We start from the raw sequence: 21,094 nt of genomic DNA on the forward strand, positions 1-21,094 counted from the left end.
TTTTTTTTTGTTGTGTGGTCGGGCTGTTCCCGGATGGCCCTTTTGTGGTCTGGGGTTGGTGGCTTGAGCGGGGGGCGCTGGCGACGGGTGGATACTCGCGGCTGCGCCACGAGAATCCACCCTTGGTGGTGAAGCACGTTGATGTCCTTGCGGCCTGACTCGGGTTTCGGGTATCGCGACGGCTCGAGAGCAAGTACTCTCGTAGAGATAACTCGACAGTGATCGGAAGGAGAACATATGTCAGAAGAACGCGGAGGTCCGCGGGGCGATCGTTCTCGTTCCGGTCAGGGTGGCTACGGTTCGCGTGGCGGGCAACGGGGCGGCTTCTTACGCAACAACGGTCGTCGCGGCGGCTCCTCGGAGCGCGGCTACGGCTCGCGCCAGGATCGCGGTGAGCGAAGCTACGGTTCCCGTCGTGAGTCAGGTGAACGGCGTGAGCGCGGCCGTAGCTGGTCGAACGACGACCGTGCTCGTGGGGCTTCACGCGATGGCCGCGCAGGCGGTTGGCGCGAGAGCCGCGAGGAGCGCGGATTCCGTGGAGGCGAGGATCGTCGCTCTTACCGGGGTGAGCGTCGTGATGGCGCCTCGAGTTTTGACAAGCGTCGCAGCGAGAACAGCAATGGACGCCGCTTTGACGGCGAACGCGGCGGATACAACCGTGGCCGTGCAGCTGACGGTGAATTCCGTGGTGCACGCCGCGACGGTGGCTTTCGCAGTGAGCGCGGCGGTCGGAGCGATCGTGCAGGTGCACCGCGCGGTCGAGGTGACTTCGCCCGGGGTACGCGCGGCGGACGTTCATCCGGCCCGCGCAACGAGGAACAGCGTCCGGGACTCACCGAGCAGGAGCAGCGGGAGCGCGAGCGCGAGCTTCGCTTCGTGCGTCACGAGCACAAGGATCCTGAGATTCCGGACAGCATCACCGAAAGCGACCTGCCGTTCGCGGCACGCGTCGAACTCAAGACGCTGACGAAGGAAAACGCCGAGTTCGTAGCGCGGCACCTCGCCATGGTTGCGCTGCTCATCGACTCTGACCCCGAGCTTGCGCACCAGCACGCCATCTCGGCATCCCGTAAGGGCGGTCGTATCGCGATCTGCCGCGAGACGCTCGCCATCACTGCCTACACGACCGGCGACTACGCGCTCGCGCTTCGCGAGCTGCGCACCTACCGCCGTATCTCCGGCAAGGACGACCAGCTTGCGTTGATGATCGACTCCGAGCGTGGTCTCGGCCGCGCCGACCGTGCCCTTGAACTCGGACGCTCTGCAGACCGATCGAGCATGCCGGCCGCACAGCGCGTCAACGTGGCGATCGCCATGTCCGGCGCTCGCCTCGATCTCGGCCAGGCCGACCTGGCGCTTGCTGAGCTCGAGGTCCCGGAGCTCGACGACCGTCGCGCCTTTAGCTTCAGCCCGGCACTCTTCGACGCCTACGCGGAAGTGCTCGAGGAACTCGGCCGCGCCGATGAAGCCAAGCGGTGGCGTCGCGCATCGGAGCGGGCAGCTGCTGCGCTGGAAGCAGCCGAACACGACGAGCACGAGACGATGACCATCGTCACTGAGACGCTCGACGGCGAACCCTACGAAGAACGACTCGTCGACGTTCCGGTCGACGAGGACTCGGCGCAGGAGAACGACTCTCTCACCACGGATGAGGCGGACAAGTCGGAACAGCAGGACTCTGCTGACAGCGACGCTGGCGCAGAAGCAGAAGCAGAAGCAGAAGCCGCTGGTGAAGCCATCAGCGGTGCAGCGGCTGCCCCGATCGTGGACAGCGACGCTGATGCACCGGCTGAAGCGTCTGTTCAGGCATCTGCTGAAACCGTCTCCGAAGCACCTGCTGATACGGAACCCGCACCGTCATCCGACGACGAACTGCCGCAGGAGATGACGCTCGCCTTCGATTTCGACTTTGACGACGAGGACACGAACAAGAACTGATGTTTGGCTTCGGTAACAAGGCAACGCAGCTCGGGCCAGCTCCGCTTGCGGGGCGCCGTGCCGTCTTCGCAGACCTCGACGGCGTCGTCTACCGGGGGAGCCATGCCATCCCGGGAGCCGTCGACGCCCTCAGCAGTGCTGAGCAACAGGGCGTGCAGCTCGCGTTCCTTACGAACAACGCATCCCGTCCGGCGGCGCAGGTGGCTGCGCAACTGCGCGACATCGGCCTCAGCAACACGGAGGAGCGCCAGGTGGTCACGAGCCCGCACGCCGCCGTCAAACTGCTCGCCGAACACCTTGAACCGGGCGGGCTTGTGCTCGTTGTTGGTGGAGCGGGAATCACCGAGGTTCTTGAAGGTGCCGGCTACCGCGTGACGCGAAGCGCGGACGACGAGCCAGATGCGGTCATGCAGGGCTTTGCCAAGGACGTGGGCTGGGTGCACCTCGCGGAAGCTTCCTTCGCGCTCGCTGGCCGCGACATCCCCTGGATTGCGACGAACCAGGACTGGACGATCCCGGTCGCTCGCGGCATTGCCCCCGGCAACGGCACGCTGGTGTCGGCCGTCCACACCGCCATCGGACGCCTGCCGATCGTTGCCGGAAAGCCCGAGTCGCACATGTTCTCGCTCGGGCTTGAACGCTTCGGCGTGAGCGCCGACGAGACGCTGATGATCGGTGACCGGCTCGACACGGACATCCTCGGTTCCCATCGCGCAGGCATCGACGGCGTGCTCGTCCTCACCGGCGTTGACCGCCCGAAGCAGGTGCTTGCTGCAGCGGCCGACCAACGTCCTCGCTACATCATCGAGCACCTCGGCCAGCTCGCCGAGCCGTACCCGGAGATGGTCGTCGACACGCTCGGCACGGATGCCTGGCGTGCACGCGTGGGCAAGGCGAGCGTCCGAATCGACGGCATCACCGTCACCGTTGAGCACGAGGGCGAGCACCGGCTCAATCTCCTGCGCGCAGCCTCGGCTGCCGTGGCGGCATCAAACAAGATGGTGTTCACCTTGCGCGTTCCGGACGTTCTGCACGAGGACTGGCTGGCCGCGTGAGCGAGATCGCCGCACACGCAGAGGAACAGCTCGACGAGGTGACGCAGGCGGTCACCGAAATCCGAGCACGTCTGACCGAACTCGACGAGACCCCACTTGCCGAGCGTGCCGCCGCACTTGGCGAGATCCACGGCGAGCTCACAAAGCTGCTCGAAGGTCCCGCAGCGTGAGCGAACGCCTCGACGTTGCACTCGTCCAGCGGGAGCTCGCTCGAAGCCGATCCGCTGCGCAGCGCGCTATCAGTGAAGGCATTGTCCGACTGAACGGCGTGCCCGTCATCCGTCCCTCCATCAAGGTCGAAGACAGCGACGAACTCACCGTTGACGGGCCGGAACGCTACGTCTCACGCGCTGCCCGAAAGCTCCTCGCCATGTTCGAAGCGCAGGATGACCTCACTGCCCAGGGGCGTTACTGCCTCGACGTTGGCGCATCCACTGGCGGGTTTACGCAGGTGCTGCTCGAACGCGGTGCCGCTGGCGTCGCGGCACTGGATGTGGGCCACGCGCAACTGCATCCCCTCATCCGCAGCGACCCACGTGCCGCCGTCATTGAGGGCGAGAACGCCCGGTACCTCACCGCAGCACGGCTCGACGAGTGCATCGCCGCGAGCAGCCGCTGGGGGAGCGTCGGCGCGGAAGCGATTGACCTCATCGTGGGCGACGTGTCCTTCATCTCCCTCACGCACGTGCTGCCCGCGCTCGTCGCGAGCACCCCCGCACATCGCGACTGGGTGCTCCTCATCAAGCCGCAATTCGAGGTCGGACGTCAGGGCGTCAAGGGCGGAATCGTGACCGACCCGCTCCTCGCCCTCGACGGGGTCGAACGGGTCATCTGGAACGCCTTCGACCTCGGCCTCGGCTTGCAGCACATTATGGAGTCTCCTGTGCTCGGCACCCACGGGAACCGAGAGTTTGTTGCGCGATTCGGCCAAGCTCACGAAGCTCCAGAACGTCATCCGGAACAATGGAACGAGCGGCTTCGAGCGCTCGTTCTTGGCGGGGCACGTCGCCCGCGGAAAGGAACGTCGTGACCTCATCAGCTGTGACGACTTCGAGCGAAGTGACGCAGACACCCGCCACGCGGAAGATGCTCATCGTGAGCCACACGCGGCGGCAAGAAGCAATCGACGCGGCAATCCAGGTGATGGATCGCCTGCTCGACGCGGGCGTCACCCCGGTACTCGAATCCACGACGCGCAGTGAACTTGAACGCCACACCGACCGTGTCGCTGACGCCCGCATCGAAAACCTCGACGAGGGCGCGCCACTGGATGACTTTGAGCTGTGCATCGTGCTCGGTGGTGACGGCACCATTCTTCGCGCCGCAGAAATCGTGCGGGCAGCGCGCGTGCCAATCATCGGCGTGAACCTCGGCCACGTTGGGTTCCTCGCCGAGAGCGAGCGCGAATCCATCTCCACGCTGCTTGAACGTGTCCTCGACCGCGACTACGAGGTCGAGAAACGCCTCGCCATCTCGGTGACCGTGGAACGCCCCGGCGAGGAACCCCACACCACCTGGGCACTCAACGAAGCGGCCCTTGAGAAGGCTGACCGGCAGCGCATGGTCGAAGTCATCATCGCGGTCGACGGGCAGCCGCTGGAGAGCTTCGGATGCGATGGCGTCATCCTCGCGACACCGACCGGCTCGACCGCATACTCCTTCTCGGCCGGTGGCCCCATCGTGTGGCCCGGTGTCGAAGCACTCCTCGCAGTGCCGATCTGCGCGCACGCACTCTTTGCCCGGCCGATCGTCGTCGGGAAGGACTCGACGCTCGTCGTGGACCTCCTCGACCGCACGAGCTCGAGTGCCGTGCTCAGCTGTGACGGACGCCGCAGCATCGAGATCACGCCCGGAACCCGAGTCACGGCCCGTCGAAGCGACCACCCCGTGCTCCTCGCACGCCTTCACGAAGGCCCCTTCACGAAGCGCCTCGTTGACAAGTTCAAGCTCCCCATCGCGGGCTGGCGAGGCGAGGCAGATCAGCCGTGATTCTCGACCTCGACATTGACGGCCTCGGTGTCATTGACCGAGCAAGTCTTCCGCTCGGCCCGGGCTTCACCGCCATTACGGGTGAAACGGGTGCCGGCAAGACGATGGTGGTGACGGCGCTCGGACTCCTCCTCGGCGGCCGGGCGAAGAGCGGCACGATCCGTCACGGCCACGAGCGAGCCTCGATCGACGCGCGCTGGAGCATCCCGCGCGGTGGACATCTCGAAGCGCGCGTGCAAGACGCCGGCGGCCAGCTTGATGAGCTCAGCGACGACACCGCGGAACTGCTCATTACGAGGCAGCTTGTTGACTCTGGGCGAAGCAAGGCATGGCTCGGCGGCAAGAGCGTGCCCGTCGGGATGCTCAGCGAATTCGGTGAGGAACTCGTTGCAGTCCACGGCCAAGCCGAACAATGGCGACTGCGCTCCGAATCCGCACAGCGGGACGCCCTCGACCGATTCGGTCCGGACACCATCTTCGAACTCGCTGACGCCGTCGCGACATCCTGGGATGAGCGTGAGGCGGCGCGCGCCGAAGCTGAACGCCTGCGCGCAGCGGAATACGAACGCAAGAACGAAGCCGAAGCCCTTCGCGTGCTGATCGACCTCGTTGAAACCGTTCAGCCTCAGCCGGGTGAGGACGAGCAGCTGCGCAGCCGCATCGACCGGCTCACGCACCTGGAAGACATCCGCATCGACGTGCAGACTGCTTTGGAAGCACTGCGCGGCAGCGAGGCCTACTTGGATGCGCGTCCCGCGCTCGAACTCCTGGCGACCGCGAGCGAGGCATTGCAGCGCGCCGCCCACAACGACAGCGGACTGCGTGAACTCGCCGAACGAGTTGAGAGCGCCCGCTTGACGCTCGACGACGCATCCCTAGAGATCGCAAGTTACGTGAGCGAACTCGACAGCGATACACCGGGGGAGTTGCAGCAGCTCAACGAGCGGCTCGCGAAGCTCAACGATCTCATGACGCGCTTCGGACCCACGCTTGACGACGTCCACACGCGCTACGAGGAAGCAGGGCGCCGACTCCTTGAACTTGACGGCGACGACGATCGCATCGCAGATCTCGAACAGCGCGCCGAAGCCGCAAACAGCGAACTCGCCAGCCACGCTGCCAAGCTCACAGACGCCCGCACGGCAGCAGCCGGCGAGCTCGCTGATCGCGTGACGACAGAACTTACGGCGCTCGCGATGCCGCACGCACACCTCGAGGTTCGCGTCACTCCAGCCGAAGACATCAAGCGCCACGGCGCCGACCGCATCGAGTTCCTGCTCGCCGCGAATCCAGGCGCAGCACCGGTGCCCCTCGGACAGGGGGCATCCGGTGGCGAACTCTCACGCATCATGCTCGCCCTCGAAGTGGTCCTTGCCGAAGCGAACCCCGTGCCGACTCTCGTCTTTGACGAAGTGGATGCCGGCGTCGGTGGTGCGGCCGCGATCGAAATCGGCCGTCGACTGCAACGCCTGAGTCGTCATACGCAGGTCATCGTTGTCACGCATCTCGCCCAAGTTGCTGCCTTCGCTGACAACCACCTGCAGATCGCGAAGAGCAGCGACGGCAATGTGACAAGCTCGAACATCACACCGTTGACAGGCCAAGCACGCGTGGATGAAATGACCCGACTGCTTTCGGGACTCGCCGAAAGTGACACGGGGCGCGCCCACGCCGAGGAGCTCCTCACCTTGGCCGCCGTAAAGGAGTAGGGTGGAAGCCCGTGAGCGACGCGATTCTCAATGAGGCCATTTCCGGCCAGCCCCCGGTCAAGCAGATCTATGTGACGGGCGGTGTTGTCTCCTCGCTCGGTAAGGGTCTGACGGCAGCAAGCCTCGGCAACCTTTTGACGGCGCGCGGACTTCGCGTCGTCATGCAGAAGCTTGACCCGTACCTCAACGTCGACCCGGGCACGATGAACCCGTTCCAGCACGGTGAAGTCTTCGTCACTGACGACGGTGCCGAGACGGACCTGGACATCGGCCACTACGAGCGTTTCCTCGACGTGGAACTCACACAGGCCGCCAACGTCACCACCGGTCAGATTTACTCGACGGTTATCGCTCGTGAACGCCGCGGCGAGTTCCTCGGCGACACCGTGCAGGTCATCCCGCACATCACCGACGAGATCAAGCGCCGCATGCGCCTGCAGGCATCCGAGAAGCCGCGCCCCGACGTCATCATCACCGAGGTCGGCGGCACGATCGGCGACATTGAATCGCAGCCGTTCATTGAGGCGGCACGTCAGCTGCGCCACGAGCTTGGCCGCGACAACGTCTTCTTCGTCCACGTCTCGCTCGTCCCGTTCATGGGTGCATCGGGTGAACAGAAGACGAAGCCGACCCAGCACTCGGTCGCCGCCCTTCGCTCCGCAGGTATCCAGCCGGACGCGCTCGTGCTGCGCTCGGACCGCCCCGTCACCGAGGCCAACAAGCGCAAGATCGCGCTCATGTGCGACGTCGACGAGCGCGCGGTCGTGAACACGGTTGACCTCCCGTCGATCTACGACATCCCGATGGCGCTGCGCGATCAGGGCCTTGACGAGGTCATCATCGAACAGCTCAAGCTCCCTGCCGGTGAGTTCCAGTGGGACGACTGGAAGCGCCTGCTCAAGGCAGTCCACGAGCCGAAGCACGACGTCACGGTCGGCCTCGTCGGCAAGTACATCGACCTCCCGGACGCCTACCTCTCGGTCACCGAGGCGCTTCGCGCCGGTGGTTTCGCAAATGAATCGCGCGTGAAGATCGAGTGGATTCCCTCGGACGAGTGCCAGACGCAGGAAGGCGCTGCCCAGCACCTGAGCCGCGTCGACGCGATCTGCGTTCCTGGCGGTTTCGGTATCCGCGGCATCGAAGGCAAGCTCGGCGCACTCAAGTTCGCGCGCGAGAACGAGATTCCGACGCTCGGCCTCTGCCTTGGCCTGCAGTGCATGGTCATCGAGGCTGCCCGTAACCTCGCTGGCATCGAAGGTGCTTCCTCGACCGAGTTCGACCCGGAAACCTCCGAGCCGGTCATCGCCACGATGGCGGAGCAGGTGGAGATCATCTCCGGCGGCGACATGGGCGGCACGATGCGCCTCGGCCTCTACCCGGCCAAGCTTGCTGAAGGTTCGCTCGCTGCGGAGACCTACGGTCGCACTGATGTGTCTGAACGCCACCGTCACCGCTACGAAGTAAACAACCAGTACCGCGACCGCATCGCAGCGGCAGGCCTCGTCTTCTCGGGCACCTCGCCTGACGGTACGCTCGTGGAGTTCGTGGAGCTTCCACGCGACGTCCACCCGTACTACATCGCCACCCAGGCACACCCCGAACTCATGTCGCGCCCGAACCGCGCACACCCGCTCTTCGCAGGCCTCATCGCGGCTGGTCTTGAGCGTCAGCGCGCGAGCCGCCTCATCGAGGTGGAGCCGGAGGTTTCGCGGGACGAGGACGCCTAAGGTCCATGTCGACGCCGGAAACGCTCGCTGATGAGTTCGACGAGCCCCAGATTCTTGACCGCAAGGTCATCCACCGGGGCTACGTGTGGGACATTGTCAGCGAGCGTTTCCAGTACGGCGACGGTGAGATCACCCGCGAGTTCGTGGACCACACGGGTGCCGTGGCGGTGATGGCGATGGATGATGAGGAACGGATCCTCCTCATCCGCCAGTACCGCCACCCCGTGCGCATGCGCGATTGGGAGCTTCCGGCGGGCCTGCTCGACGCTGCCGGTGAAGCGCCTCTTGCCGCTGCTCAGCGTGAACTTGCCGAAGAGGCCGATCTGACGGCCGGCAGCTGGCACACGCTCATCGACTTCTTCACCACGCCCGGTGGAAACAACGAGTCGATCCGCATCTATCTCGCCCGCGACATCGCCCAGGCTCCCGAAGTCTTTGCACGCACCGAAGAAGAGGCCGATATTGAACGCCGGTGGGTGTCACTCGATGATGCGGTGGATGCGGTGCAGCGTGGCCAGCTCCACAACCCCTCGGCGGTCATCGGCATCCTGAGTCTTGCAACCGCGCGGTCGCGGAACTGGAGCGACGTGAAGCCCGCCGACGAACCGTGGCCCACTCGACCTCCAGGACCATGGGGCAACCAGGCGTGAGCGAACTTGCCCGCTGGCAAGAACGCTTCCTCCGGCACGTCGCCATCGAGCGAGGCCTGAGCGAACATTCGGTCGCTGCCTATCGGCGAGACCTCACCCGCTATGTACGGTGGCTAGCGGATGCGGGCCGCACGAAGCTCGCGGACGTCACGGCCGCAGATATGCAGGACTTTCTCGCGTCGCTTCGTGCGGGGGAGCAGCCACTGGCAGCTTCGTCGGTTGCACGGATGGTGTCGACCGTCCGCAGCTTCCATTGCTTCCTGCTGGACGAGGAGGCAGTGGCCGAGAACGTTGCGGCAGAGCTGCGTGCACCGAAGCAGCCCTCGCGCCTCCCAAAGGCGATCACCGTGGACGAAGTGGAACGCCTCCTCGCTGCTGCCCGCGGTGAGACGACGGTCGCCCTCCGCGACAGCGCGCTGCTCGAGCTGCTGTATGCCACCGGGGCACGCATTTCCGAGCTTGTGAACCTCAACGTCGACGACGTTGCCGACCTCGACGTGCTGCGTGTGCGAGGTAAGGGCGACAAGCAGCGCCTCATCCCTGTGGGCAGCTACGCGAAAGCCGCGCTCGAGCAATACCTCGTGCGTGCGCGGCCTGAACTCTCGGCGAAGGGCAGCTTCACACCGGCGCTGTTCCTTGGCGTTCGAGGCGGGCGTCTCTCACGCCAAAGCGCGTGGCACGTGCTCGCGAACACGGCAAAGCGGGCAGAACTCAGTGACAAGATCTCGCCGCACACGCTCCGTCATTCCTTCGCCACCCACATGCTGCAGGGCGGCGCGGATGTGCGCGTCGTGCAAGAGTTGCTTGGACACTCCTCCGTGGCGACGACGCAGATCTACACGCTCGTGACACGGGATGCCCTGCGCGACATGTACGTCACGAGCCACCCACGCGCACTCTCGGATGCGCGCTGACCGGCTGCTACATCACGACGCGGCCAGCGCTCTCGATGCTCACGTAGCGAAGGCGCACATTCGTTCAGCTTGGCAGCTCGATGGCCTGGAGCCTTGCGAGCTCGTCCTCTGCTGAAGGCTTCTTAGGGAAGGAGGCCGTTCTCTCCGTTCACGTAGATTTCGACGTGCAGCTCCTCGAAGTGTTCGAGCGTGCGAACCTTGTCCACCAGGGCATTGATGACCCGTTCGGCATCGTCGCGGGTGCAGTCCTTGACGAGGATGAAGGTGCCCTTGAGGTAGATCGAGCCCTCATCGTTGAACTCTGAAGCCGAGGCGGTTGCCACTTCCGGCATGGCGTCACCTGCGAGTTCCAGCTCCGCGCCTGCAGACGTCACGTCTGTGAAGTACGAACAGGCGGTCAGGCTCGCGACGAGAGCGAGCGCCCACATGACGACGGCCATCCGTCGCACCATATTCAAGTGACTCACGTTCATGCTGTGCCCGCTTGCGAGAAAACCGACGCGTCAGCCACGCACGCTGACATTGCCTCGCTCTGCAGGCTGCCTTACCGAAGCGCAGCGCTCGCGCTGCCGGATTCACAGACGCGCAGTGAGGACGCGGGCCTTGACCGTGCCCCACGACGGCAGCTCAACCTTGTCGATGCGGGCCTGCTCGAGTGATGTGTCGTTCTCAGCGCCCGTTTTTTGGGCGTTGGACGCGACCACGATGGTTGGCGTCTGTTCGATCGTCTGGCACTCGAGATACTCCCATGCAATCTCGGCGAGTTCGGTGAGCTGTTCGGTCGTGCAGCCGTGCGAGGAATCAGTGCCACCGACCGTGCGAATCGCGAGGTACTTGTCGTCACGCCAGATCATCGTGACGTCCATGAGCGTGCTGTCGTCGTAGTGCTCCTCGATGAGGCCGTGCACATTGGCAATGTCCTCGAGGATGCCCTGCTGCGCGTTGACGTGGTACTGCGTGCCGGACGCAATCACCGAGCGGCCCGCGCTGGTGAGCGCCTCGGTTTCATCGTGGTGGAGGAAATCGTGCGCCGTGAAGTAGGCATCGATCGGCGGCCGAAAATCGTCGGCGGGTGTGGCGGCAGTCACGAGTGGTGCGCAGACGAGAACCGTGCATGCCGCGAGGTAGACATCGCCGGAGACCGGAGAGGCCGCCCTCAATACTGCTGCCCTCGATGAAGATCGTCGCCACTTCAGGCATGGAGTGAGCAGTTCATGAGATTTCGTGCACCATCGGGTCGGGGCTCGCGAAGAGTTAGCACGAACTCATGGTGAGCGCAACGATGACCGGGTGACGCGAGACAGGACGGACATAGCCTCATTGTCGCGTGCTGGCCGTTGTCACACATCAGCGCGAAGCATGGTTTGACCCTCAAGCACAGCTTGAAGTGGATCCAAGGAGCGTTTCTTGTCTTCCTGGACGTCCCGGAGGGAAACCATGCGCCGGGCGATACGATCAAAGGCACCGAGCATCGACCCGTGAGGAGGCGTCGCGTGGCCAAGACGCCGAAGCATGATGAACCACTTGCGGGCTTTGACGAACTCGAACCACGGGAGGACGACGTCGTGACCGAACTGCCTGCTGCGAACCCCAACGCCCGCACCGCTGAGGCCGTGTCCACGACGAACTATCACCGTTTCCCCGTGCCGGCCCCGCTGGAGGGGACCGGGCCCGCACGCATCATCTCCATGTGCAACCAGAAGGGCGGCGTCGGCAAGACGACGACGACGATCAACCTCGGCGCTTCGCTCGCCCAGTACGGCCGCCGCGTCCTGTGTGTGGACTTTGACCCCCAGGGTGCGCTCTCAGCAGGTCTCGGCATCTCTGCCCACGACGAGCCGACAATCTACGAACTTCTCGTCGGCGCCGTGAAAGACCCGCACGAGGTCATCCAGCACTCCGAAGTGGAGGGGCTTGACGTCATCCCGGCGAACATCGACCTCTCGGCAGCCGAAGTGCACCTGGTGACTGAGGTCGCTCGCGAGCAGATCCTCGCGAGCGTGCTGCGGAAGGTCCGCAACGAATATGACGTCATCATCGTCGACTGCCAGCCTTCGCTGGGCCTGCTCACCGTGAATGCACTCACGGCAAGCCACGGCGTCATCATCCCGCTCGAGTGCGAATTCTTCGCTCTCCGCGGTGTCGCACTCCTGGTCGAGACGATCGAGAAGGTGCAGGACCGACTGAACCCCTCACTTGAGCTCGACGGCATCCTGCCCACGATGTTCGACGGCCGCACCCTCCACTCGCGTGAGGTGCTCGACCGCGTCTATGACGCCTTCGGAGACAAGGTGTTCGAGACCGTCATCGGCAAGACCGTGAAGTTCCCCGACGCATCCGTCGCCGGGGTGCCCATCGTCGAGTTCGCGCCGAACCACAACGCTGCCGAGGCCTACCGTCAGCTCGCGCGCGAACTCGTGGCGCGCGGCGCGGTCGCGTAGCAGTGTCATCCAGCAGCCCAGTGGCCGCTGACGCAACGGAACTCGCCAGCGACGCTCCCGCCTTTCGCGTTGAGCTCGCAAACTTTGAGGGCCCTTTCGACCTGCTGTTGAGCCTCATCGCCAAGCACGAACTCGACATCACCGAAGTGGCGCTCAGCAAAGTTACCGATGAATTCATCGCTCACCTGACGGCGATGGAAGAGTATGAGCTCGATGTCGCGAGCGAATTCATCGTCGTCGCAGCGACCCTCCTCGACATGAAGCTCGTGAGCCTCTTGCCGCAGGGCGATTACGTTGACGCCGAAGACGTCGCCGTGCTTGAAGCCCGCGACTTGCTCTTCGCACGCCTGCTGCAATATCGCGCCTTCAAGGAAGCGAGCGCGTGGTTCGCGACACAGCTCGCCAACGAGTCGAAGCGATACGGCCGCAGTGTGCCGGTCGAGCCGCGCCTTCGCGACCGGGCACCCGAGTTGGTGTGGACGCTGAGCCTCGACGACTTCGCCGCGCTCGCGACGGTTGCGCTCACACCCCGGGCACCCGAGACCGTGGGACTTGATCACCTGCACGCGCCCCTCGTAAGCATCCGCGAACAGGCAGCCCACCTCGTGTCGAGGCTGCGCGGGCACGACGGGCCCATCTCGTTCAGTGACCTCATCCGTGACGTGGGGGAACCGGGCATCGTGGTTGCCCGATTCCTCGCGGTGCTTGAGCTGTACCGGCGAGCTGCCGTGACCTTCTCACAAATGCAGCCGCTCGGGCCGCTCCACATTACGTGGGATGCGGAACACTGGAGTGACGACGAACTCGCAAGCTTGGGGGCCGACTATGAACACTGACGCACAGGCAGCGAGTGACGAGCAGGATGCTGTCGAGGCGGCCCGCATTCCCTTGACGCGTGCCCTCGAAGCGATGCTCTTTCTCGCTGACGAACCAACGAGCCTCGTCGCGCTCGCGACCGCCTGCGGTGCACCCGTGGCACAGGTGCGAGACGCGCTCGCCGAACTGCAAGCCGACTACGACGGCGTGGATGGCATCGAACGCGCCTTTGAACTGCGCGAGATCGGCGGTGGTTGGCGGCTGTACGTGCGCGATACGTACGACGAGGTACTCGAAGACTTCATCGTCACGCGTCAACCACCAAAGCTCTCGCAGGCCGCGCTTGAGACGCTCGCGGTCATCGCCTACCGGCAGCCGGTGACCCGCCAGCAGGTGGCGAATGTGCGCGCCGTCAATGTGGATTCTGTCGTGCGAACGCTTGTTGCTCGTGGCCTTCTCGAAGAGGCCGGGCAAGATGGAGTCACCGGCGCGACGCTGTACGTGACAAGCGACCGGTTCCTCGAGGTGCTGGGCATCAATTCGCTGGAGGATCTCCCGAAGATTTCTCCGCTGCTGGCTGATGGCCACGATCTCGGGGACTGGCAGGAGGAGATGGCATGAACCGTGGATATGAGCGTCGAGACCGCCGCAACGGCGAGGGCCGTTCCGGACGAGACGAGCAAGCACGGGGCCGTGCGCCCAAGCGGAACGCCTCCTCGCGCGGCGGCTCGGTTCCGCGCCGCGATGACCGTGCGGGTGCATCTGGATCGCGTCGCCGCGAGCAAGGCCCCACGCGCGGTGCAACAGGGGAACAGCGTCGCCCGCGCTTGGATGCACGCCGCGGCGTGACGCGACGCGACAGCGAACCGCGCGGCCGCGATCGTGATGAGCGTCAACTCGGCGACGCCGCCCGGGCTGCCCAGCAGCACAAGCCCGCGGGCGGATGGAGCCTCGAGGACTTCGACGACATCCCGATGCCCGCCGGCCAAGACGATGGCCGCGTGCGCCTCCAGAAGGCCCTCGCGAACGCGGGCGTCGCGAGTCGCCGCGTGTGCGAGCAGTACATCACCGAAGGCCGCGTCGAAGTGAACGGGAAGATCGTGCGAGAGCTTGGCTCGCGCATCGACCCGACGTGTGACCGCGTGTACGTGGATGGCACCGCCGTGCAGTTCGACCAGTCGATGCGCTACGTCATCCTCAACAAGCCCACCGGTGTCGTCTCCACTATGAAGGACGAACACGGTCGACGTGACCTGCGCGAGTTCACACGCGAATGGAGCGAACGCCTCTACAACGTTGGTCGGCTCGACTACGAAACGAGCGGCCTGCTCGTGCTCACCAACGACGGCGAACTCGCGAACATCCTCGCGCACCCTTCCTACGGCGTTGAGAAGACGTACATCGCCAAGGTGAAGGGGCGCGTCACGGCGCAGACGCTGCAGAAGCTCTTGCGAGGCATCGAGCTTGAGGACGGCCCGATCAAGATTGACTCGGGCAAGATCCTCGCCGACCAGCCGGGCCACGGCGCAAGCCTCGTCGAAGTGACGCTTCACTCCGGGCGCAACCGCATCGTTCGCCGCATGTTCGATGCGGTCGGGCACCCCGTCACCGAGCTCGTGCGTCGTTCGTTCGGGCCGCTCCACCTCGGGAGCCTGCGCGCGGGGGAGAGCCGCGAAGTGACGCAGGACGAACTCGGGAAGCTTCTCACGCTCGCTCGCCGTGCCGCGAAGCGCCCTGAACAGGGCGCGGTCACGGGCACACAGGGAGGTGACGCATGAGTCACGCCCTCACAGGCCCCGTCCGCGTGATCGGCACGGGCCTGCTCGGGACGAGCATTGGTCTTGGCCTTACTCGCGCAGGCTTCGAAGTACAGCTCTCAGACGCGTCGCCGAACAACGAGCGACTGGCCCACGAGCTGCGCGCCGGCATCCCGATCGCCCAGACGAGCGCGGCCCCGAGCCTTGTCGTCGTGTGCGTGCCGCCGGATGTCACCGCAGCGGTGATCGCCGAGCAGCTTGAGCTCTGGCCGGAGGCGCTCGTTACTGACGTCGCCTCGGTGAAGCTGCAACCGCTTGAGCAGCTCCGGGAACGCGGCAGCGACCTCAGCCGCTACCTCGGCGGGCACCCCATGGCGGGACGCGAAACCGGAGGCCCGCTCTCTGCTCGCGCCGACCTCTTCATCGGGCGCCCCTGGGTCATCACCCCGCACGGCGGCGAGCGCGAGGGCGCCATGGAGACGGTGCGGGCGCTCGCGGAGTTGCTCGGCTCCAACACGGTCACGCTCGATGCACGGGCTCACGATGAGTCCGTGGCGCTCATTTCGCACGCGCCGCAGATCGTGAGCTCGCTGCTTGCGGCACGACTCGTGGACGACGAGCACAATGCCGCAGCGCTTGCCGGGCAGGGACTTCGTGACGTGACCCGTATCGCGGCGAGCGACGACAACCTGTGGGTGCAAATTCTTGCCGCGAACGGTCCTCGGGTGGCGCCGATTCTGCGCGCTCTCGAGCAGGATATTTCCGAGGTGGCTGCAGCGCTCGAACAGCTTGAGGCTGATGGCTCGCGCCTGCTAGTGGCAGAGCGGATGCGGCGGGGAGCCGAGGGCGTGCAGCGCATCCCTGGCAAGCACGGTGGGCGCCGTCAGTTCGCGACCGTCACGGTGCTGGTCGAGGACCGCCCCGGCCAGCTCGCGAAGCTCTTCGCGGACATTGAACACAGCAACATCAACCTCGAAGACTTGCGCATGGATCACAGCCAGGGCGCCGAGGTTGGCCTGGTCGAAGTGAGCGTGCTCCCGGAGGCTCGCGCAACACTGACGGAAGCCCTTGAAGCGCAGGGATGGAGGATCGCGCAGTGAGCCCGATTATTGGAGCGAGCACCGCCCCGATCGTCGTCGTCATCGACGGCCCCGCCGGCAGCGGTAAGTCGAGTGTGAGCCGCGAGGCCGCCCGTCGCCTCGGATTTGAACTGCTCGACACTGGTGCCGCTTATCGTGCGCTCGCGTGCTTTGCCATGCGCATGGGCATCGACCTCGACGCGGCGGATGTGCCGGAACAGCTCGTGCCGAAGCTCGACGAGTTCCTCGAGCAGTATGCGATCGCTCTCCACCCTGACGAGCGGTGGGTGCGCCTTGGTGAGGACGACATCACGGAGACGATTCGCTCGACGGAGCTCTCGAGCAAGGTGAGCGCCGTGGCCCGCATCCCGGAAGTGCGTGCGACGCTGACGGAACTTTTCCGAACGCTGCTCCACGACACCGCCGCGCCAGGTATCATCGCCGAGGGGCGCGACCTGACGACCGTGGTGGCACCGGACGCACCGGTTCGCCTCCTGTTGACCGCTGACGAGGCGGTTCGCATCCAACGTCGGTCATCGGAAAAGGGCGGCGAGGCCGCACAGGCGGTGGTCGCATCGGTCATTGAACGAGACCGCAAGGACCGACAGGTTGTCGACTTCTTGACCCCCGCGGAGGGCGTCACGCTGGTGGACACCACGCATTTGAACTTTGAGGAAAGCGTCCAACGCACGATTGACCTCATCCGCGCAGCACGCCCTGATGCGCCCGAAACAATCTAAGGAACACGCATGAGCGAGCAGGACTACGACGAGCTGGGTCCCGACGAGGGCTTTGTTGAGCGTCTGCAGAACGTTGACGAGGAGCTTGCCGAGCAGCGTGCCGAGTCGCTTCGGGCTGGTCTTGGCGAGTACGAACTCGATGACGAAGACCTCGAGCTGCTTGAAGCTGGCGAGGAACGTGCCGATGGCTACGTGCAGCTGCCGGCTCTGCCGGTGCTGGCCGTGGTAGGCCGCCCGAACGTTGGCAAGTCCGCGCTCGTGAACCGCATCATTGGCCGCCGCGAGGCGGTCGTTGAGGACACCCCCGGGGTGACACGCGACCGCGTCTCGTACAAGGCGGAGTGGGGCAACCGTCGCTTCACGCTCGTCGACACGGGCGGTTGGGAGCCGGACGCGCGCGGCATCGACAAGTCGGTCGCGCAGCAGGCCGAGATCGCGATCGATCTAGCCGACGCGGTGCTCTTCGTTGTTGATGCAAATGTTGGCCCGACGGCGACGGATGAGCACGTGGTGCGTCTGCTTCGCCAGACGGATCGTCCGGTCGTCCTCGTTGCGAACAAGGTGGATGACGCGGTGCAGGAGCCGAACGCTGCCGTGCTCTGGAGCCTTGGCCTCGGCGAGCCGATGCCGGTGTCGGCCCTCCACGGACGCGGTGTCGCAGACCTTCTCGACCTCGTCATGACGAAGCTTCCCGAGGTGTCGAAGGTCGCGAAGGAAGAGCTTGGTGGCCCGCGCCGCGTCGCAATCCTTGGCCGCCCGAACGTCGGCAAGTCCAGCCTCCTCAATAAGGCTGCCGGTGAAGAGCGCGTCGTCGTGAACGACCTCGCCGGTACGACGCGTGACCCGATCGACGAGCAGATTGAGCTCGGCGGCAAGGTGTGGCGGTTTGTCGACACGGCGGGTATTCGCAAGCGCGTGCACCTGCAGCAAGGCGCCGACTTCTACGCTTCGCTTCGTACGACCGCGGCCCTTGAAAAGGCCGAGGTCGCGGTGGTCGTGCTCGATGTGACGGAGCCGATCGGTGTGCAGGATCTGCGCATCATTGATCTCGTGCTCGAGTCGGGTCGTGCGCTCGTGCTCGCCTTCAACAAGTGGGATCTGCTCGATGACGAGCGCCGCTGGCAGCTTGAACGCGAAGTTGAGCGTGATCTCGCACACGTCGCGTGGGCACCGCGCGTCAACATTTCTGCCCGCACCGGACGCCACCTTGAAAAGCTCGTCCCTGCCCTCGAGCTTGCGCTTGACTCGTGGGACACGCGCATCCCGACGGGCAAGTTCAACGCGTTCATTGCCGAGCTCGTGGCGGAGTTCCCGCACCCGCTGCGTGGTGGCAAGCAGCCGCGCATCCTGTTCGGTACGCAGGCGCAGACCCAGCCGCCGACGTTCGTGCTCTTCACGACCGGCTTCCTCGACCCGGGCTACCGCCGTTTCATCATGCGACGCCTACGCGAGGTGTACGGCTTCGAAGGCTCGCCGATCGTCGTGAACATGCGCGTTCGCGAGAAGCGCCAGCGCCGCAAGTAGGGGAGTACCGCAGCATCCCGGCCGCGCTGCAGCGAGGAGGGTCTATCCTTCCGCTGCGGCCGGGAATGCTGCGCGGATGCGCTCGATGAGCGCTTCGCCCTCAGCAGCGAGTTCGGCGCCACCGAGTACCCGGAACGGCATGCCGAGGCGTGCGAGCGTCATGAGCGCAGCCTGCGGGTCGTTCGTACCGGCAATGAGCACCGTCGTGTTGTTGGAACCTGACTGCAGCATGCTCGCAAGCTTGGGGTGCTTCACGAGCACCTCTTCGAGCGGTGCGTCAAGCACGACGTGCAGCTGGTGAAGCCAGAGGGGCGGCGCGCCGAACGGTGCCGGGCCAACGCCGAACGTGGCCTTGGGGCGCGGCGTGAACGGCATGCCGGACTCCAGCTGCTCCATGCCGCTCACCGAGAACGTCCGCCAGTCGTGTTTGTCGAGGTCGAAGGCGAGGAGCAGCCAGCCGCCGTGGCCCGGCGTGACCGCGTGTGGCTCAACGTGCCGGTGTGAGGTGTAGCCGTTCTTGTCGGTAAAGCGGAAGCGCAGGGTCCGACGTCGGCGGATGCCCTGCAGGCACTGTTCAAGCTCGACCGTCGGGATGACTGAGGACGGGCCAAAGGGCAACTCCGAGGCAAGCTCGGGCAAGACACGCCGCTCAATGAGCGGCCCGAGCGCACGTAGCTTCTGAAGCGCTGACTGTGCCGCATGCTTCAACGATGATGCATCGTGGTGGGTCGCGCTGGCAGTAGCGATCGTCAAGGCAGCGGCACACGCAACGCGTTCTTCGTCAGTGAGCGTGAGCGGCGGCAACACATCACTGTCGTGGAGTGACACCAGGCCGCCGCCCGATGCCGCGGACGTTTTGTCGTGCTCGATGGCAAAGCCGAGCTTGCGAAGGAGATCGAGGTGCTTGAGCAGCGTCTTGCGGTCGCAGCCGACCTTGAGAGCCAGCTCATCGACCGTCCATGACGGGAAGGAGCGGAGTTGCTTCAGAACTGTGAGTGCCGGTGCGTGGGTCATGCTTTGAGTGTGCGGGGGACCACCGACATTCGATTCTCGGCAACCGGCAACTCATCCCAGCGCCGCAAACGAACTCGAGGTGAAACATCTTTTGCGGGTGGCGTGTGCCGGCGATCGATGCAGTCGCTGTGGCAGGTAGGCTGGTCGCTGCGGGAATACCCGCTCGATCGCACCACAGAAGGATGAATCCATGACGGACACGTTCGTTCAGGCGCAGGCCGGGTGGCTCTCGCGCGTTGCCCTCGCAGAAAAGATGATCCCGCTCATCGGGAAGCTCTACCGCGAGAACAACGTCGTCACCTCCATTCACGGCAAGCGCCTCATCAACCTCTCGGCGATCGAGATCCTGCAGGCGCACCGCTACGCACAGCAGGTCAACGACACCGAGCTCGAGCTCGAGAAGACGCTCCCCATCCTCGAGCGTCTCGTCGAGATGGACCTCGGCACCGCCTCGATCGACGTGGGTCAGCTCGCCTACCGCTTCGACGCTGAGGGCGGCGACCTCGCTGCCTTCCTCGGCCGCGAGCTCGGCGAAGTTGTCGGATCGAGCACCGAAACCTCGGGCGCTGACATTGTCCTCTACGGCTTTGGTCGCATCGGCCGCCTCCTCGCCCGCATCCTCATCTCGCACGCTGGCCGTGGCAAGGGACTCCGCCTCCGCGCCGTCGTCGTGCGCAAGGGCTCGGAGAACGACCTCGAGAAGCGCGCGAGCCTGCTCAAGCGTGACTCGGTCCACGGCCCCTTCAACGGCACCATCACCGTTGACAAGGAAAACAACACGATCCTCGCCAACGGCACCCTCATCCAGGTCATCTACTCGAACGACCCGGCCACCGTTGACTACACGCAGTACGGCATCAACGACGCCATCGTCGTCGACAACACCGGCCGCTGGCGTGACGAGGAGGGCCTCTCGCAGCACCTCCAGTCGAAGGGCGTCAAGCGCGTTCTCCTCACGGCTCCCGGCAAGGGCGACCTCAAGAACATCGTCCACGGCATCAACCACGAGGGCATCGAGGACACCGACCGCATCATCTCGGCAGCATCCTGCACGACGAACGCGATCACCCCGGTCCTTAAGGCCATCAACGACCGCTTCGGTGTTGAGCACGGCCACGTTGAGACGGTTCACTCGTTCACGAACGACCAGAACCTCATCGACAACTTCCACAAGGGCGCCCGCCGTGGCCGCGCCGCAACGCTCAACATGGTCCTCACCGAGACTGGTGCCGCCAAGGCCGTCTCGAAGGCCCTCCCGGAGTTCGCTGGCAAGCTCACCGGTAACGCCATCCGCGTTCCCACCCCGGACGTCTCGATGGCGGTCCTCAACCTGCGCCTCGAGAAGGAAGCCACGCGCGATGAGGTGAACGACTACCTCCGTCAGATCGCCCTCAACTCGAACCTGCGCCAGCAGATCGACTACATCGAGTCGAGCGAGGTTGTCTCGAACGACTTCGTCGGCACGACCCGCGCCGGCATCGTCGACGGCCTCGCCACGATCGCCAACGGCAAGAACCTCGTGCTCTACGTCTGGTACGACAACGAGTTCGGCTACTCGATGCAGGTGGTGCGCATCATGGAACTCCTCGGCGGCGTGCTGCCTCCGGTTCTTCCGCACCGCAAGCAGATTTCGGAAATCGCGTAGTTTTCCACTATGACGCCCCGGTCGATGACGGCCGGGGCGTCATTCTTTCTCCAAAAAGGCGAGTAGCTGAGGCTCGCAGAAATAAAATGAATACGC

20 protein-coding genes are annotated in these 21,094 nt (G+C 64.9%); 17 read left to right on the forward strand and 3 right to left on the reverse strand.

Going from position 1 to position 21,094, the window contains the following annotated elements:
- Positions 1-237: 237 nt before the first annotated feature.
- The 9 genes from ZAL01S_RS10445 to xerD are packed head-to-tail and all read left to right on the forward strand — an operon-like array spanning position 238 to position 9,982.
- Positions 238-1,938 (forward strand): hypothetical protein, encoded by a 1,701-nt coding sequence (locus tag ZAL01S_RS10445; RefSeq protein WP_066080572.1) that lies wholly within the window; start codon positions 238-240, stop codon positions 1,936-1,938.
- Positions 1,938-2,993, forward strand: coding sequence for an HAD-IIA family hydrolase (locus ZAL01S_RS04845; protein WP_066080575.1), 1,056 nt, complete (start codon positions 1,938-1,940; stop codon positions 2,991-2,993). Before ZAL01S_RS10445 ends, ZAL01S_RS04845 begins: the two co-directional genes overlap by 1 nt.
- The gene (locus tag ZAL01S_RS10290) at positions 2,990-3,163 is read left to right on the forward strand and encodes a hypothetical protein (RefSeq protein ID WP_159421592.1); all 174 of its coding nucleotides are present in this window, start codon (positions 2,990-2,992) and stop codon (positions 3,161-3,163) included. Before ZAL01S_RS04845 ends, ZAL01S_RS10290 begins: the two co-directional genes overlap by 4 nt.
- On the forward strand, positions 3,160-4,023 hold the full coding sequence (locus tag ZAL01S_RS04850; RefSeq protein ID WP_066080578.1) for a TlyA family RNA methyltransferase: 864 nt from the start codon (positions 3,160-3,162) through the stop codon (positions 4,021-4,023). The genes ZAL01S_RS10290 and ZAL01S_RS04850 overlap by 4 nt, the downstream gene beginning before the upstream one ends.
- Positions 4,020-4,982: an NAD kinase gene (locus tag ZAL01S_RS04855; protein ID WP_244875336.1), complete on the forward strand. Its 963-nt coding sequence runs from the start codon at positions 4,020-4,022 to the stop codon at positions 4,980-4,982. Before ZAL01S_RS04850 ends, ZAL01S_RS04855 begins: the two co-directional genes overlap by 4 nt.
- Positions 4,979-6,691, forward strand: a complete 1,713-nt coding sequence (recN, locus tag ZAL01S_RS04860; RefSeq protein ID WP_066080581.1) for a DNA repair protein RecN — start codon at positions 4,979-4,981, stop codon at positions 6,689-6,691. Before ZAL01S_RS04855 ends, recN begins: the two co-directional genes overlap by 4 nt.
- Positions 6,692-6,702: 11 nt before the next feature.
- A complete protein-coding gene (locus tag ZAL01S_RS04865) occupies positions 6,703-8,418 on the forward strand; it encodes a CTP synthase (RefSeq protein ID WP_244875337.1) in 1,716 nt (571 codons plus the stop codon).
- Positions 8,419-8,423: 5 nt separating this feature from the next.
- A complete protein-coding gene (locus tag ZAL01S_RS04870; protein ID WP_066080584.1) occupies positions 8,424-9,068 on the forward strand; it encodes an NUDIX domain-containing protein in 645 nt (214 codons plus the stop codon).
- Positions 9,050-9,982 (forward strand): site-specific tyrosine recombinase XerD, encoded by a 933-nt coding sequence (gene xerD / locus ZAL01S_RS04875; RefSeq protein WP_066080587.1) that lies wholly within the window; start codon positions 9,050-9,052, stop codon positions 9,980-9,982. Before ZAL01S_RS04870 ends, xerD begins: the two co-directional genes overlap by 19 nt.
- A 122-nt stretch (positions 9,983-10,104) precedes the next feature.
- Here the strand turns inward: xerD and ZAL01S_RS04880 are convergent, their stop codons facing one another.
- Positions 10,105-10,449, reverse strand: coding sequence for a hypothetical protein (locus ZAL01S_RS04880; RefSeq protein WP_159421593.1), 345 nt, complete (start codon positions 10,447-10,449; stop codon positions 10,105-10,107).
- 108 nt (positions 10,450-10,557) lie between these two features.
- Complete coding sequence (locus ZAL01S_RS04885; RefSeq protein ID WP_159421594.1) at positions 10,558-11,070, reverse strand: hypothetical protein; 513 nt, start codon at positions 11,068-11,070, stop codon at positions 10,558-10,560.
- 525 nt (positions 11,071-11,595) lie between these two features.
- Here ZAL01S_RS04885 and ZAL01S_RS04890 point away from each other — a divergent pair.
- From ZAL01S_RS04890 to der, 7 genes are all read left to right on the forward strand, one after another.
- Positions 11,596-12,423 carry a ParA family protein gene (locus tag ZAL01S_RS04890; protein WP_244875342.1) on the forward strand — a complete coding sequence of 276 codons (828 nt, stop codon included), beginning with the start codon at positions 11,596-11,598 and terminating at the stop codon, positions 12,421-12,423.
- A gap of 20 nt (positions 12,424-12,443) precedes the next feature.
- Positions 12,444-13,259 carry a segregation and condensation protein A gene (locus ZAL01S_RS04895; protein WP_110467131.1) on the forward strand — a complete coding sequence of 272 codons (816 nt, stop codon included), beginning with the start codon at positions 12,444-12,446 and terminating at the stop codon, positions 13,257-13,259.
- A complete protein-coding gene (scpB, locus tag ZAL01S_RS04900; RefSeq protein ID WP_066080599.1) occupies positions 13,249-13,860 on the forward strand; it encodes an SMC-Scp complex subunit ScpB in 612 nt (203 codons plus the stop codon). Before ZAL01S_RS04895 ends, scpB begins: the two co-directional genes overlap by 11 nt.
- 353 nt (positions 13,861-14,213) lie before the next feature.
- A complete protein-coding gene (locus tag ZAL01S_RS04905) occupies positions 14,214-15,017 on the forward strand; it encodes a pseudouridine synthase (RefSeq protein ID WP_066080824.1) in 804 nt (267 codons plus the stop codon).
- Complete coding sequence (locus ZAL01S_RS04910; RefSeq protein WP_066080601.1) at positions 15,014-16,096, forward strand: prephenate dehydrogenase; 1,083 nt, start codon at positions 15,014-15,016, stop codon at positions 16,094-16,096. Before ZAL01S_RS04905 ends, ZAL01S_RS04910 begins: the two co-directional genes overlap by 4 nt.
- The gene (gene cmk, locus ZAL01S_RS04915; RefSeq protein WP_244875339.1) at positions 16,093-16,815 is read left to right on the forward strand and encodes a (d)CMP kinase; all 723 of its coding nucleotides are present in this window, start codon (positions 16,093-16,095) and stop codon (positions 16,813-16,815) included. Before ZAL01S_RS04910 ends, cmk begins: the two co-directional genes overlap by 4 nt.
- A 9-nt stretch (positions 16,816-16,824) precedes the next feature.
- A complete protein-coding gene (der, locus tag ZAL01S_RS04920) occupies positions 16,825-18,339 on the forward strand; it encodes a ribosome biogenesis GTPase Der (RefSeq protein ID WP_066080607.1) in 1,515 nt (504 codons plus the stop codon).
- Positions 18,340-18,381: 42 nt separating this feature from the next.
- On the opposite strand, the gene ZAL01S_RS04925 is transcribed toward der, so the two are convergent.
- Positions 18,382-19,353, reverse strand: coding sequence for a helix-turn-helix transcriptional regulator (locus tag ZAL01S_RS04925; protein WP_066080610.1), 972 nt, complete (start codon positions 19,351-19,353; stop codon positions 18,382-18,384).
- 190 nt (positions 19,354-19,543) lie between these two features.
- Here ZAL01S_RS04925 and ZAL01S_RS04930 point away from each other — a divergent pair, with 190 nt between their 5' ends.
- Entirely contained in the window at positions 19,544-20,998 is a 1,455-nt protein-coding gene (locus ZAL01S_RS04930) for a glyceraldehyde-3-phosphate dehydrogenase (RefSeq protein WP_066080613.1), read from the forward strand.
- Positions 20,999-21,094: the final 96 nt, after the last annotated feature.

It is taken from the genome of [Zimmermannella] alba NBRC 15616, assembly GCF_001570905.1.
Taxonomy (GTDB): domain Bacteria; phylum Actinomycetota; class Actinomycetes; order Actinomycetales; family Microbacteriaceae; genus Pseudoclavibacter; species Pseudoclavibacter albus.